The organism is Furfurilactobacillus sp. WILCCON 0119 (assembly GCF_053471565.1).
Genome location: NZ_JBPCCV010000002.1, coordinates 123,233 through 137,583, shown reverse-complemented (window position 1 = coordinate 137,583; position 14,351 = coordinate 123,233). Strand labels below are relative to the sequence as shown.

Here is a 14,351-nt window from a genome sequence, read left to right as displayed (position 1 = left end):
TATCGGTTACATTTTTTGAACAAATGTGTAAAAAAGGCTTGTAAAAACGCTTACATTGTAAGAGAATAAACCGTAAACCTTTTACAGGATCGATTAGATTGAGCGACTTAAGGAGAATGTAGTTATGGCTAAGAAGAAATTGATTGGGGTTGACCTTGGCGGGACAACCATCAAATTTGCGATTTTAACACTGGATGGCGATGTTCAACAAAAATGGAGCGTTCCAACGAACATCTTAGACGAGGGATCACACATCATTCCTGACATCATCCAATCTATTAATCACCACCTGGATTTGTACAAGATGGCTGCGGCCGATTTTGTTGGGATCGGAATGGGAACGCCGGGAACGGTTGACCTTAAAGCCGGAACAGTAACAGCGGCTTACAACCTGAACTGGAAGACCACTCAGAATGCGAAGGAACAGATCGAAGCTGGCACACACATGAAGTTTGCGTTGGATAACGATGCAAACGTTGCTGCACTTGGTGAACGCTGGAAGGGTGCAGGTAATAACGAAGCTGACGTGGACTTCATTACATTAGGAACCGGGGTTGGTGGTGGAATCATCGCCAGCGGTCGTTTGCAGCATGGTGTTAACGGTGCCGGTGGTGAAGTTGGCCACGTGACGGTTCAACCTGGTGGTTATTTATGTACCTGTGGGAAACACGGTTGTTTAGAGACGTACGCGTCTGCAACCGGGATCGTTCATTTAGCACATGATTTTGCTGAGGAATATGCTGGTAATTCTAAGCTAAAGAAGATGGTTGATAACGGTGATGAAATTACCGCTAAGATTGTCTTTGATTTAGCCAAGCAGGGTGACTTTTTGGCAAACGAAGTGGCGAAGAAAGTCGGCCAATACCTTGGATTGGCCGTTGCCAACCTTGGGAATGTGTTAAACCCAAGCTACATTGTTATTGGTGGTGGTGTTTCTGCTGCGGGCCAATTCCTGTTGGATCTTGTTGACGAAAACTTCCAAAAAGAGGCTTTCGCAACGGTTCGCGCCTCAACAAAACTACGCTTGGCTAAACTTGGAAATGACGCCGGTGTGATCGGTGCTTCCTCACTGGCATTACGGTTTGCCGATGACAGCGACCTGACGGATTCCGCCAAGGTTGCTAGCACAGCGGCCATTGTAACCGACTAATTGAATCGTACTGCATAAAAAGACATTGAGAGAATTAGAATTGGAGAACGTTGAATCATGGGTATTCTTATTGCACTGATCCCCGTTGTTGCTTGGGGGAGTATTGGTCTTGTTTCAGGACGGTTGGGTGGCTCAGCTGCTCAACAAACGTTAGGAATGACGATGGGCGCCGTGGTTTTTGGAATCATCGCCTGGTTCATTTACCAGCCAGCACTCGACGCAAAGGTGTGGATCGCTGGAATCTTATCCGGATTGTTGTGGGTCGTTGGTCAAAGTGGTCAGTTTACTGCAATGAAGGCCATTGGGGTATCCAAAACGATTCCGCTGTCAACAGGACTGCAACTGGCCGGGAACGCGCTGGTTGGGGTACTTATCTTCCATGAATGGGTGACTGGTAAGCAGTACACCCTTGGCACGATTGCTGTCATTGCGTTGATCATTGGTGCAACCTTAACGTCACGGCGGGATAAACGGAATGTTCATCCCGAAGAAAGTGACAACACGGCAGCCGGTGCTCGAGCATTGACATATTCAACCGTTGGTTACGTCATTTACACCGGGATCATTAAGTCGTTTGAAAAGTGGGGCGGCGTTGGTGACCCAACGAAGTTCACCCATGCTGTTGTGTTACCACAATCAATCGGAATGTTTATCGGTGCGTTGGTGTTTGTGATTATGATTGGTGCTCGTCGTGAGATGTGGCAGTTGCCAACATGGAAGAACATCATTACCGGGCTCTTCTGGGGAACTGGGAACCTGTTCATGTTCTTAGCGACCGTTAAAGTGGGGCTGGCCGTTGCGTACTCAATGGCCCAAATGGGAATCATCATTTCCACCTTTGGTTCAATTTGGCTTTTGGGCGAACGGAAGACGCACTGGGAAATGGTTAACATTGTGATTGGATCGGTACTGATCATTGCCGGTGGGATCATGTTAGGAACCATGTAAACTAGAATTAAAAGCAAAGACCGCTGAACAAATTGTTCAGCGGTCTTTTTTTTAAACCTAGACCAAAGTTTTTTTAATTGGTCTAGGTGTTTAAACAGTGGGCTTCTACACCGTAAGCATCATTTGGTTTTGGTATATACCAATTTATGGATTGGCTTTCATTGCCCACCTGTCGCCGTTTTAGTGTATACTTGTAATCGTAATCATAGAAAGAAAGAGGTAGAAAAAGCATGGCACATATTTCGTTTGATAGTTCCAATCTGAAGAAGTTTGTTCAAGACAATGAACTGGGTGAAATGCAGGCAATGGTTACCGCCGCAGACTCAGAACTACGGAATGGTACAGGTGCAGGCGCTGACTTCCGCGACTGGATCGATCTTCCCACTGAATATGATAAGGAAGAATTCAGCCGGATCAAGGCTGCTGCTAAGAAGATTCAAAGCGATTCAGAAGTGTTGGTTGTGATCGGAATCGGTGGTTCTTACCTGGGTGCTCGTGCTGCCATTGACTTTTTAAATGAAGCATTTTACACGGCATTACCAGCCAGTGAACGGAAGGGTGCGTTAGTTCTCTTTGCCGGGAACTCCATCTCATCTTCCTATGTGCATGATTTGATCCACGTTATTGGCGACCGTGACTTTTCTGTTAACGTGATTTCGAAGTCTGGGACAACAACGGAACCATCCATTGCATTCCGGATTTTCAAGGACAAGTTAATTGAAAAGTATGGCGCAGCCGGTGCTAAAGACCGGATTTACGCCACAACGGACCGTGTTCGTGGTGCTTTGAAGACGGAATCAGACGCCGAAGGTTACGAAGAATTTGTTGTTCCTGATGGCATTGGTGGTCGTTTCTCAGTTCTTAGTGCCGTTGGTTTATTGCCAATTGCCGCTTCTGGCGCTGACATTGACCAACTGATGAAGGGGGCCGCCGATGCTTCTGTTGCCTATACCTCAGACAAATTAACAGAAAACGACGCCTACCGTTACGCCGCTTTACGGAACATTTTATACCGTAAGGGGAAGACAACGGAATTGCTTGAAAACTACGAACCAACCATGGCCTTCTTCTCCGAATGGTGGAAGCAACTAATGGGTGAATCCGAAGGGAAGGACCAAAAGGGCATTTACCCATCAAGTGCAAACTTCTCAACGGACTTACACTCACTGGGACAATACATCCAAGAGGGTCGGCGGAACCTGATGGAAACGGTTGTGAAGGTTGACAAGCCAAATTACGACATTGATATTCCTGAAGAAGACAGCGATTTGGACCAAATTGGTTACCTTGAAGGAAAGACAATGGATTACGTGAACACGCAAGCCTTCCGCGCCGTTACGTTGGCTCACACTGATGGTGATGTTCCGGTTATGGCCGTTCACATTCCTGACCAAACGGAATATTCATTGGGTTACCTGATCTACTTCTTCGAAATTGCTGTTGGGATCTCTGGTTACCTGAACGGAATCAACCCATTCAACCAACCAGGGGTTGAAGCATACAAGACAAACATGTTTGCCTTGCTTGGAAAACCTGGCTTCGAAGAACAAACGAAAGAAATCCAGAACCGCGTGCAGGACTAGGGACTAGCGCACAATTAAGTGTCAAAACAGGTATGCACTCACTTAGTTTCTTCGTCCTTGTGGTTGCCATATTGGTTGCCATCGGGAGAAATTGCATTAGCCTGTATCGAAAAGTCATCCGTTCGTGGATGACTTTTTTCTTTGCCGTGAGTCCACCGTTTGCAGGTAGTGCGGCAAGTCAGCATTTGAAACAAAGCGAGAATGTAAACGACCAAAAACCCGCCATCAATATACCGATGGTGGGTTTAAAATAGGTGACAGCACGTCACTTATTCGGCTGTTGGAAGTTCCCGAAAGACCTTTACGTCCATGTCGTGACTCAGGAGTGGCGTAACTTGAGCCAGAAAGTCCGTAAAGTGCGTGGCTGCGTGATGTGCATCCAGTGCGGCTTGATCAGCATACTGTTCAATAAACACGAATTCACCCGCGTGTTCAACGGATTGATACATGTCGTAGCGTAAGTTACCAGGTTCATTTTGGGTGCCAGCGATAAGGGCGTCTGTGAACATTAAGTAAGCATCAACGTCCGTTGGTTTGACATAAACTGTCGCATTAATTGTAATCATTGTTTTTCTCCTCTAATTGATTATTCCGTTGCGCCAAGACCATCAAAAATCATGACGTCCATTGATGCATTTGTAATCGGTGCTAATGCCGTTAAGAATGCTTGGAAATGGGCCGAATCACGGTGGGCAACGATGGCTGCTTGATCCGCATAAACTTCAACAAAGACAAAGTCACTGTTGCAAGCGTGACGATGATAGAGATCAAAGCGGGTGTTGCCCACTTCAGCCCGCGAACTGGTCGTTAAGGCCTGGGCTAGTTTCATAAAGGTTGCTTCTTTTCCGGGTTGAACGTGAACCGTTGCGTTAATTGTTTTCATCATGGTGCTCCTTAATAATCTCGTTGTGCTGTGGACCGTAAAATCACTTCGTTAATACCGACGTTAGCCGGCGTATCAATGGCATACACGACGGCTGTAGCGACGTCCGTTGCTGTTAACCCCGTTTCCGCTTCGCTTTTCAGGACGGCAGCGCGTAACTCAGGGTCAGAAATGGTTGAGGCTAATCCTGTTTGGGCATGCCCTGGTGAAATCAACGTTGACTTGATTCCTTTACCGACTTCCTCGGACCGCAAGCCTTCCATCACAGCCCGCATTGCATACTTTGTGCCGGAGTAAACGGCTGATCCTAAGCCAACAAAGTGACCGGCCACAGAATCCGTTGTGATGATGTGGCCGCTCTGCTGAGCTTCCATTATTGGTAATGCCGCTTTAATGCCGTACAAGGCACCCTTTAAGTTAATGTCGATCATCGCTTCCCATTCGTCGACCTTACCATCACGGAGCATTGAAACGGGCATTAACCCAGCGTTGTTGAAAAGGACGTCAATGCGACCAAAATGCTGTTTTGCCAAGGTGATCAGTGATTCAACTTCGGCCAATTTAGTCACATCCGTTGGTTGGTAAATAACGTTTGCTTGATAAGTGCTGATTAACTTGTTTGCTAACGTTGCCAGCACTTCTTCACGACGCGCTGCTAAAACTAACTTTGCGCCGCGCTCTGCGAGTAGTGTTGCCGTTTGAGCACCGATCCCGCTTGACGCACCGGTAATGATAACGACTTTATCTTTTACGTTTTCCATTTTAAACTGAGCCTTCGCTTTCCGTGTTGATGTTGATTAGTTTACTGCACCGAGACTCAGAAACAATTACGCACTTTAAGCTTACTAAGGCACTTTAAGGTAAGTTTTGTGCACCAGCTCGAGTTAGGCGGCCCATTTTATTGTTTTATTTTTACCTGCAAATGGTGTAGCCTTTTCCTATAATCACCAGAGGAGGACCACGGATGAGCGAACCACAAACGATTTATAAAAATGGTGTTCAAGCCACACTCGCAGTTATGGGAAATAAATGGAAACCGTTGATTTTGTGTCACCTGGGGCACGGCCCGATGCGGACGGCGGACGTGCGCCGTGCCGTTGCCGGAATCTCACCAAAAGTGTTAACGGATCAACTGCGTGAACTGGAGAATGATGGCATCATCGCCCGGAAGGTCTACAATGAAGTTCCCCCACACGTGGAATATTCAGTTACCGAATACGGAAAATCGTTAAACAGTGTGCTGATTGCGATGTCCGAGTGGGGCGAAGACCGGATTAAAATCCTGCAGGCTCAGGGGAAGAACGCAAACTTATTGTTTCCCGATCACGACGGGTATGAGCATTAATCAGTTACCAGCGGTAATGGCGCCCAAATAATGGGGCCATTTTAGTTTGTCGACAGAAGCAGTTTATTCGCGTCATGAGTAGTCAGCCTTTACACTGTAAGTATGAAGGACTGCGAGCCTTTAGTTTTTGATAACTCACCGAATTGTTCAAGGAGGTAAGCGTATGGCACTAGACGATAAAGTGGATGCTAAAAAGGATCAACTGGTTGGGAAGGCCAAGGAAACTGCTGGCCATGTAACGGGTGATGAACAAACAGAAGCAAAGGGTAAGGGCCAAGAACTATTAGGGAAGGCCAAAGAAGAAACCCAAAAGGTAACGGGAAAGCTTAGCGAGGAAGCTGGGAAACTGGCGGACAAAGCAAAGAAAAAGTTAGACCGCTAACCAACTTAAAGTGGCCCTGCCAGGTGGATTAAACCATCAGGCAGGGCCATTGTTGTGAAAGCAGATTTTTTGCGAAAGGGGATTAACTACTTTTAAATGGGAACTATAAATAATTGATGTTCATCAAGAAAGTAGGAATTGCCATGATTACAAATGCCAACGAATTTTTAGCTGATTTACACCGGGTGCTTCGCGGCGCCGCGACCCGTGCGGATGATGACGTTACCAGAACACTGCGGTTAGTGGCGTATCAGCTAAAGGAACGACATTCCTTGCATTACCGATTGTCACGTTGGCGGAGTGTGGATGCACAGGATCATGAGTTCACTTTCCGGGCAAACTCAAATGGTAGTTATACCTACTTACATGCATAATGAATCGGCTTAAATCAAAATCGGCGTGCGCCCTCGATGAAAAGGACGCACGCCGATTTTGATTTGGGTGCATTACCGAATAAACGTGTCGTTATTTTGAATGTACGCCATTTCGTCGAAGATGATGTGTTGTTGCAAATGTTGAGCGGTTTCTAAACTCAGGTTGTCACGCGTGATGGCAGTTTGAAAATACTCATACTCAGCGTGAAATGCGGTCAAGAACAGCTGATAAACAATGCGTGCATCGGGTTCAGGCATGGTCATCCGCCGGTGGCGTTCCCGGTAAAAGCGTTGAACGGCGTGAAGCTCAACGGAAGTTGTGCCACCATGAGCGCGGCGATAGCGTTTAAGAGCCTTCATGACGGCTTGAAAACCGGCTTCCTCAATGGGCCGAATATCCTCGCCATGGACATCAAATTGTTTTTGCCAATAGCGCTGTTCCGTGATGACCGGGGTGGTGAAAAAGACGTTTTGACCGACAGTAACATTTTGGTAACGGGTCATGTTAATGCTGAAGCGAAGCCGAAGCCAGATGTTTTTCCAGGGGCGGGTGTCCGCTGACAGTAAGTTCAGATCAATGAACTGGTGGTAGTACTTGCGTTCAGAATGACTGATCTTTTCGTCGTTGTAGAGTTTCTCAATGGCGTCGTGTTCAGCGGCCGCGGCGTATTCGTACAGGATGTGGCGCTGTCGCCGGTGTAAACGTGCGTTTTGGTGAAGTTGTTGACTCAATGCATCCAGGACAATTTGCGTTTCTGCTGGATGATCAGTGTCACTACGAACGGTATTCATGGCAACCATCACCATTTCGCGGGTCCATTGCGACATCGGTTTAACAACTTCCTCAGGCGGAAGGGCGGTCATCCGGGGCACCGTAATTGCGGCAACGGTTAAACTGAGCAAAATAACAACGGCAACAATAAAGATAAGCGCATTTCGGTCAATGAGGACGTGAGCACCACTAATTGTTGGCAGGAGAAAGGCCAGTGATAAGGAGATGGTTCCGCTGGCTCCGCTGACGGCAATGAGTAAACTGTCTTGCCACCGGTGGTCACGAGATACGTGCATCCAAACAAGGTAACGGGCCCACAGTAACCGAATGAGGAACTTTAGCCCGTACAACGAAAGTCCGATGAGGAGGAGAACCCACAGAAAACCAGGACGTTTAAGGATGATTTGGGCGACGATTGCTGGCAGGGAAATCCCCAGAAAAATGAACACGATTCCGGTTAGACCTTCCTCGACCAGGTCCCAGATGTTACTCCGAACCAGTTGCATGCGGGTGGAAATGAGTTGTAAATGATCGTTTTCTAGTCCCTGAACGATGCCGGCAGCGACCACCGCCAGAATACCGGAGAGGTCAAAGTGTTCGGCCGTAAAATAGACCAAAAATGGCACCAATAGCTCCAGTGCAATCATGATAAACGGACTGTCATCACCCCAAATAATCAGGCACTGCCGCACGCCATAGAAGAGCGCGCCAATAATCGCACCACAGAGAAGGCCACCAATAAACTGAACGAAAAAGGAACTAAACGCGTTTGTTGCCGAGAAGGTTCCCGTTGTGAAGGCTAGTAAGGCAAGGTCAAAGGCCACAAATCCGGAAGCATCATTAAAGAGTGACTCGTTTTGAAGAATCGTAAACGGAATGCTTAGGTCTGGATTGGGTTTTGCAAAGGCACTGACAGCCGAGGCATCGGTCGGTGTGACGATGGCACAAAGGGCAAAGGCTAAACTGAGTGGTAGGAAGGCAAATAAGCTGTGAAGCGCCGCGCCAACCACCACAACGGTCGTGATCACTAACAGAATGGATAATGACACAATGTTGATGGCCCCACGGCCGATCCAATAACGTGAGGCGGATTGGGCCTCGTTATAAAGGAGCGGCGCCACAATAAAGAATAAGAATAACGCAGGATCAAAAATGTAATTGTGGTACAGCGGAAATAGTGATAAAACGAGTCCCGCCGCGATAAAACACAGTGGTAGTGGCAGGAAGCCAGCATGATGGTGCACGAGGACCGAAAAGACGACGGCGATAAGGATCAAAAGTACAAAAAAGGTACTGGTCATGAGTGAACTCCGTTTCAAAAATTACTTGGTGGATGATGAGCGGCGAAGACGCCAGTTAGCCACGCCCCACCCAATGAGTAACAACCCGTCAATGAGATCGTTTAGCGGGCCGATGGTGCTGTGATGAAGGGCAGTGGCGAGCGTGGGCGTCAATTTGAAGAACATAATGATTGAGAAGTGTTGGGTAACACCAAACGTTAATAGGAGGGCGAAAAAACAGAGTTGAAATAACTGACTGCCATATGCGGACAACCGGTACTTATAAAAGAGGGCAACGTCCTTACTGAGGCCACTTTTGAAGTACAGGTCATTATTAAAGTAGGGATTGAGAAAGCCGACGTACAGGGAGAGTAAGAGAATCCCCAGAACAAACGTCCACGGTTGATTCAGGATAATGAGGAGGGTTGCTGATAACGGCCACCACCGATCTAACAATTGCCGATGATCGATCAGGACGGGGAACCACTTTGGTAACCGGGGGCCAATCTGAAAACCAATCAAATAAGTACTAAAGATGACGAGTGGTGCATGGGTTCCCCAGAATAAACCGCCATAAAAGGTGGCGTAAAAGAGGACAAAGTTTAGGAGAAAGCCCCGGAAGACAAGGCGAATGTCAATGTCAGCCAGAAGTTTCGTGTCCAACAGCAATTCGCGGAGCGTCATCACAAACGCAATCAAAATGAGCGCAATTAGTAATGGATACAGGTAGCCGCCAACGGACTGTTTGCGGGCCAACGCTAAACTTGCAATGATCCCAGCAAAAAAGAGGAGGGGAACCAACCGCCACATGCGCGGCCGTTGATCTGCATGAAGGTCAGCCTGTTGATACACAGGAGCAAGGTTATAGACGAGGCGAATGGCACTAGGTAAGGCGGCTGCGTACAGAATTGCAAGCGCCCCAAATGCAAGGTGAAGGATGGGATGAAGCAAGTCAATGCCAATAACGCCGCCAAGACTAAGTAGAAAAATGAACCAGTGATAGGGCTTCGGTGCAAACGTGCCGTACGTGGTGGCGTGTAGCTTGATGGTTAAAAAGTAGGGCCATAACGTGGCGGCACTGTAACCAAGTGGCAACCCACCAATGATGAGCCAGAGCGTGGTGCTGGGTGCAATCATATAAATAAGGGCCCCCAGAAGACCACAAAGAAGGTTCAGGAGAAGGTACTGGCTCGACTTTAGGCGAAGGTGGAGACCCCCAAAAAAAGAGACGGCCCGGGTTGTGTAGATGGTGAGCAGACCAATTAACAATGCTGTTGAATGAAGCTGATTATAGGCGAGGAGAATGAACAGGTAGGGCAATAACACGCCAAGGTTTGCAATGCTGTTTAGGGCACCATATGAAAGGATGAAACCAAGGGTATTTGGGGTGGGCTTCATGGCTGTGCTCCTTTAATGGATAATGATCGATGCGAATAAATAAACACACTTAGTGTACCAGTAATTAGTGGATATGCGTTAGTTTGAACCAATTCACACGCGGTAGCGATCAAAGAATGGCTAATAAAGGCATTTTGGCTAAAAATCGTATGCTATACTTTAAAGGATTGCTAACAAACAAGTTTGTAATGGGATAGTGTCATTTAGTAAAAGAAAGCGGAGAATTTATGTTATGAGTAAAATGACTAGTCGGCAACGCCAGTGGGTTAACTATGTCATTCCATTGCTGGTTATTATTTTGGCGAGTTTAGTGTATGTTCACAGTAGCCCACTCTATAAAGGAAATCAGTGGGTTGATACGAATGCAATGTTAACGCTGGGGCAAGCGTGGTTACAGGGCCATGTCCCGTTGCGTGACATTTTTGAACAGCGCGGACCAATTCTATATTTATATTATTTAATTGCCAATGTTATTTCATCTCGTGGTTATTTTGGCTTGTTTGTTATTGAATGTCTCAATTTATATGGCATTTGGTATTGGTCAAGGAAAATTCTCCGATTGTTTGCACCAACGGTTTCAACTGAAGCGGCTAGTGGGATAAGTTTGACATTGCCGCTGCTTCTTCTTGGTTCCTTTAGCTTTGAGGATGGTGGTAGTCCGGAAGAATTAATGCTCTTTTGGATTTTATGGGCCCTTTATCTGGGCCTTCGCTACTTTAAATTAGGAAAACTAGAAGTTCGTAGTGGTGTTATGTTAGGGGTTAGCTTTGCCGTTGTTTTTTGGACAAAATATACCTTAGTTGGAACGTGGATTGCTCTAATTGTTTTATTTACTGTAGTTGCGTGGGCACGTAAGCAATGGCGAATCTGGTGGCAGACTGCAATTAGTTTTACTGTTGGCGCGAGCTTAGTTTCAGGGATTATCTTAGGTTATTTCGCAGTTGTTCACGGATTGAACGCGTTAATTCACGTGTACTTTACCGTTAATATGACGGCGTATGCTTCGCCTGCAGGTGGTAAACGGGAGCGTTTGTGGGAAATGGCTACAGCTATTCATCGGAATGTGATGGCGCACCCGTATGGATTTGCACTTTTTGTTGCGGCCGCCGTTGTTTTACTGTTTTTCTCAAAAGAACATCGACCATTAGTAGGAACTACAGTAGCAGTTATTGGCGTTAATTTAATTCTTTCCTACTGGTCACTTCGCACTGACCCTTATGTATTTTTAATTACAGTTGGGCTTGGAATGGTACTGGTAGCCCCGGCATTAATGGTTATCGGTGATCAGTTACAAAATAAACGATTGTGGTTAATCGCGGTCGGAATCACCGTGTTAATGCTGCCAGCATTTGGTAATCGAATTGCGTTAAGTGGTCCATATATTTGGTCGAATCAACCCTTTGCAGCGGCAGATTTTGGTGCATATATTTCAAAACATGAGACAAAACCAGTTCGTGTTTTGTATTATAACGGCGTTGATATGGGGATTTCTCGTTTTACAAACGTGGTCCACGATCAGTATTATTTTGAGCATACAAATTTATCAATCACGAAGTATCCAGCACAGAGCCAAAGTGAGCGGGACACGGTAGCTCATAAGCGGGCTAAATATGTTGTGTGGACCTTAACATGGGGAAATAAAAATCAGTTCAATCTTGCCGATCGTCAATCATTAAAACAGTTCATTCCCAAGGATATTCTTAAAAATTATCGAATCGTAAAAGTTGGTTCGTCACGAAGTCCCTTGTTTGATGGTGTATCCGGTGCCTCAATTGTTGGTCTGCATGATGAGCAGTATGTTTTATTAAAAGCACGATAGCGGAAAATGCATGATAAAAGATGTCAGTGGTCACCAACGAGATATTCATCGGTGACCACTTTTTATTAAATTGTGCGACCATTATCAAGCTAATAAATTGTTCATCGGCATAAAAGCGCCTAGCATAAAGGTTAGTTTCAAGCTGGTTAGTTGATGACGATGGAGGGAAAATGATGACAGAAGAAGTGTTTGATTTTGATGTCTTGTATGTCGGTAGTGGTCACGGAACGTTTGACGGCGCAATTCCGTTAGCTAGCCGCGGTAAACGGGTTGGGGTCATCGAAGCCGGACTAGTTGGGGGAACGTGTCCCAATCGCGGTTGTAACGCAAAAATCACCCTCGATGCACCTGTCGACTTAACCCGGTATCGTGAGCGAATGGGGGACATCGTGAACGGTGACTTAACAATCAACTGGGCGGCTAACATGGCCCATAAGCACGCGGTGATTGACGGGTTGCCAGACATGATCACCGGGTTGCTTAATCAGGCTGGTGTGACACTCATCACGGGTCGTGGTGTGGTCACCGGGGCCCATCAGGTTCGCGTTGATGAACAAACGTATACGGCAGAAAAAATTGTTGTGGCAACGGGGTTAACCCCTCATCGTGTGGCTGTTCCCGGGGCAAATCTAGCCCACACTAGTGACGACTTTTTAGAGCTCACGGAGCTACCAAAACACATCGTCATCCTCGGCGGCGGGTACATTGGGATGGAGTTTGCGACCATTGCGAATGCAGCGGGCAGCGATGTGACCGTATTGCTTCACGGTCATCAGGCGTTGCGCGCATTCCACCAGCCGTTTGTTGAGCAGGTTGTCGCCGACCTTAAGCAACGTGGGGTTACCTTTGTAACGGACGCTAAGGTCAGTGCGTTGACACAAGCAGGCACGGAGATTGCTGTCCACTACGGTGACGAAAATACGCTCACGACTGACTGGGTGCTGGATGCAACCGGGCGGATTCCAAACGTAGCGGGCTTAGGACTAGAGGCTGTTGGCGTTGTAACGAATACAAACGGCATTGTGGTGAACGATCACCTGCAAACAAATATTCCGAGCATCTACGCTTCTGGGGATGTGATTGATAAGCAACAGCCCAAGCTGACACCGACTGCGGTGTTCGAATCACTGTACTTAATGCATCAATTTGCTGGTGACAGTGACGCTGCCATCACCTATCCGGTAATTCCATCTGTCGTTTTCACATCACCACAAATTGCCCGGGCTGGCGTTTCTCCGGAAACGGCGGCTGATCACGATGGCATGCAAGTTCACGAAAACCACTTACCAAAGTCATGGTTCCGGCAGGTGGATTCAGAAACAATGGGTGATAACGTGTTGGTGTATGACGAAACGCACCACATCATTGGGGCTACTGAAATGAGTGCACATGCGGCGGAAGCCATCAATACGTTATTACCAGCCATTGAATTTCATTTTGGTCCGGAGGAATTGGCACGGTTAGTTTACCTGTTCCCAACGTTAGCATCTGATACGTGGGCGGCCATTTAAAGCTTAAAGTGAGTGTTGAGACTAGTTTTCCTTAGTGATTGGGAAAACTAGTTTTTTTGTGGAAAATGAAATCGTGATGGTTAACCTGAACTAGTGAATTATTCAACAAAGTTTGATCAAATTAGGTGAAACCATAGACGGGAAATATTTAATAATTTATACTTAATAAATTAATTTATTTAAATGGTAAATTTACAGAACAATCGTCATCGAAGGCTGACGGTTAACGGGGGAGAATGATTAGATGAAGCGGGGCTTAATTGTAATTGGGGTTGTTTCAACGGTGCTTTTAGCTGGGTGTCATGCGCAAGTGAGTGGGCATCAGGCAGCAGCACAACATAACCCAACCACGGCAACAAAGAAGCTGTCCACGAAACAAATGACCAACTTGAAGGAGCGGATGTACCAGTTGGAGTTGTCGTTGGCATTTTATGATAATTACATCGGTAACATTGGTTATAACGTTCAGGAGGGGATGAACGCAGATACCGTTGCCGAGGTGCAGGAGTATACACAAAAAGTCCTGATTGAACCACAAGCGGCCGCTCAAAAGACGGATGCGGCGGATTTGAAAGTAATCGGTGAGCTAAAGTTACCGTCAAAAACGGTTGAAAAATACACGACGGATTATCAACAATTACGAACAGATCAAGACCACTGGATTACGAATTTAAAGGACTTTAACGCAAATAACATTACTGAAACGCGGCAGGCACTCGATGCGCATCAGGATGAATATCGAAAGCTGTCCACTACGTTTGGGACGGACCAGATTGCACTGTTGAAGGCCGGCGGGATGAGTGACGAAGAGGCAAGTAAGACGGTTCAAACGTTAATCAAACGGGCAGTCAAAGAAGTTGGGGACCCAACGGACGCGGCTAAGTTGAATGAAACGAATCAGTAAAC

General features: G+C 46.7%; 14 protein-coding genes. 9 read left to right on the top strand and 5 right to left on the bottom strand.

What is annotated here, in order from left to right; all coding sequences use genetic code 11:
* The first annotated feature begins 124 nt into the window (after positions 1–124).
* The 3 genes from ACRYI5_RS04215 (at position 125) to ACRYI5_RS04205 (ending at position 3,681) form a co-directional block, all read left to right on the top strand.
* Positions 125–1,150 (top strand): ROK family glucokinase, encoded by a 1,026-nt coding sequence (locus tag ACRYI5_RS04215; RefSeq protein WP_407879644.1) that lies wholly within the window; start codon positions 125–127, stop codon positions 1,148–1,150.
* Positions 1,151–1,207: 57 nt separating this feature from the next.
* Entirely contained in the window at positions 1,208–2,098 is an 891-nt protein-coding gene (locus ACRYI5_RS04210) for a GRP family sugar transporter (protein ID WP_448224394.1), read from the top strand.
* 230 nt (positions 2,099–2,328) lie between these two features.
* Positions 2,329–3,681 carry a glucose-6-phosphate isomerase gene (locus ACRYI5_RS04205; RefSeq protein WP_448224393.1) on the top strand — a complete coding sequence of 451 codons (1,353 nt, stop codon included), beginning with the start codon at positions 2,329–2,331 and terminating at the stop codon, positions 3,679–3,681.
* A 269-nt stretch (positions 3,682–3,950) separates the two neighbouring features.
* Here ACRYI5_RS04205 and ACRYI5_RS04200 read toward each other — a convergent pair whose 3' ends face one another.
* From ACRYI5_RS04200 to ACRYI5_RS04190, 3 genes are read right to left on the bottom strand one after another with little or no spacing between them, the layout of a single operon-like run.
* On the bottom strand, positions 3,951–4,247 hold the full coding sequence (locus tag ACRYI5_RS04200) for a putative quinol monooxygenase (RefSeq protein ID WP_448224392.1): 297 nt from the start codon (positions 4,245–4,247) through the stop codon (positions 3,951–3,953).
* Between the two features lie 20 nt (positions 4,248–4,267).
* Positions 4,268–4,564, bottom strand: a complete 297-nt coding sequence (locus ACRYI5_RS04195) for a putative quinol monooxygenase (RefSeq protein WP_448224391.1) — start codon at positions 4,562–4,564, stop codon at positions 4,268–4,270.
* An 11-nt stretch (positions 4,565–4,575) separates the two neighbouring features.
* Positions 4,576–5,325, bottom strand: a complete 750-nt coding sequence (locus ACRYI5_RS04190) for an SDR family oxidoreductase (protein ID WP_448224390.1) — start codon at positions 5,323–5,325, stop codon at positions 4,576–4,578.
* A gap of 203 nt (positions 5,326–5,528) precedes the next feature.
* On the opposite strand from ACRYI5_RS04190, the gene ACRYI5_RS04185 reads away from it, so the two are divergent.
* The 3 genes from ACRYI5_RS04185 to ACRYI5_RS04175 all read left to right on the top strand — a co-directional run bounded on the left by ACRYI5_RS04185 (position 5,529) and on the right by ACRYI5_RS04175 (position 6,665).
* The gene (locus ACRYI5_RS04185; protein ID WP_407880632.1) at positions 5,529–5,909 is read left to right on the top strand and encodes a winged helix-turn-helix transcriptional regulator; all 381 of its coding nucleotides are present in this window, start codon (positions 5,529–5,531) and stop codon (positions 5,907–5,909) included.
* Between the two features lie 163 nt (positions 5,910–6,072).
* Positions 6,073–6,291: a CsbD family protein gene (locus tag ACRYI5_RS04180; RefSeq protein ID WP_407880630.1), complete on the top strand. Its 219-nt coding sequence runs from the start codon at positions 6,073–6,075 to the stop codon at positions 6,289–6,291.
* A 143-nt stretch (positions 6,292–6,434) separates the two neighbouring features.
* Positions 6,435–6,665, top strand: a complete 231-nt coding sequence (locus ACRYI5_RS04175; RefSeq protein ID WP_407880629.1) for a hypothetical protein — start codon at positions 6,435–6,437, stop codon at positions 6,663–6,665.
* A 72-nt stretch (positions 6,666–6,737) separates the two neighbouring features.
* On the opposite strand, the gene ACRYI5_RS04170 is transcribed toward ACRYI5_RS04175, so the two are convergent.
* Positions 6,738–8,738 (bottom strand): cation:proton antiporter, encoded by a 2,001-nt coding sequence (locus ACRYI5_RS04170; protein WP_448224389.1) that lies wholly within the window; start codon positions 8,736–8,738, stop codon positions 6,738–6,740.
* A gap of 21 nt (positions 8,739–8,759) precedes the next feature.
* Positions 8,760–10,115, bottom strand: coding sequence for a hypothetical protein (locus ACRYI5_RS04165; RefSeq protein ID WP_448224388.1), 1,356 nt, complete (start codon positions 10,113–10,115; stop codon positions 8,760–8,762).
* A gap of 232 nt (positions 10,116–10,347) precedes the next feature.
* On the opposite strand from ACRYI5_RS04165, the gene ACRYI5_RS04160 reads away from it, so the two are divergent.
* The 3 genes from ACRYI5_RS04160 to ACRYI5_RS04150 all read left to right on the top strand — a co-directional run bounded on the left by ACRYI5_RS04160 (position 10,348) and on the right by ACRYI5_RS04150 (position 14,349).
* Positions 10,348–11,934, top strand: coding sequence for a hypothetical protein (locus ACRYI5_RS04160; RefSeq protein WP_448224387.1), 1,587 nt, complete (start codon positions 10,348–10,350; stop codon positions 11,932–11,934).
* 173 nt (positions 11,935–12,107) lie between these two features.
* Complete coding sequence (locus ACRYI5_RS04155) at positions 12,108–13,445, top strand: dihydrolipoyl dehydrogenase family protein (protein WP_448224386.1); 1,338 nt, start codon at positions 12,108–12,110, stop codon at positions 13,443–13,445.
* A 244-nt stretch (positions 13,446–13,689) separates the two neighbouring features.
* Complete coding sequence (locus tag ACRYI5_RS04150; protein WP_448224385.1) at positions 13,690–14,349, top strand: hypothetical protein; 660 nt, start codon at positions 13,690–13,692, stop codon at positions 14,347–14,349.
* Positions 14,350–14,351: the final 2 nt, after the last annotated feature.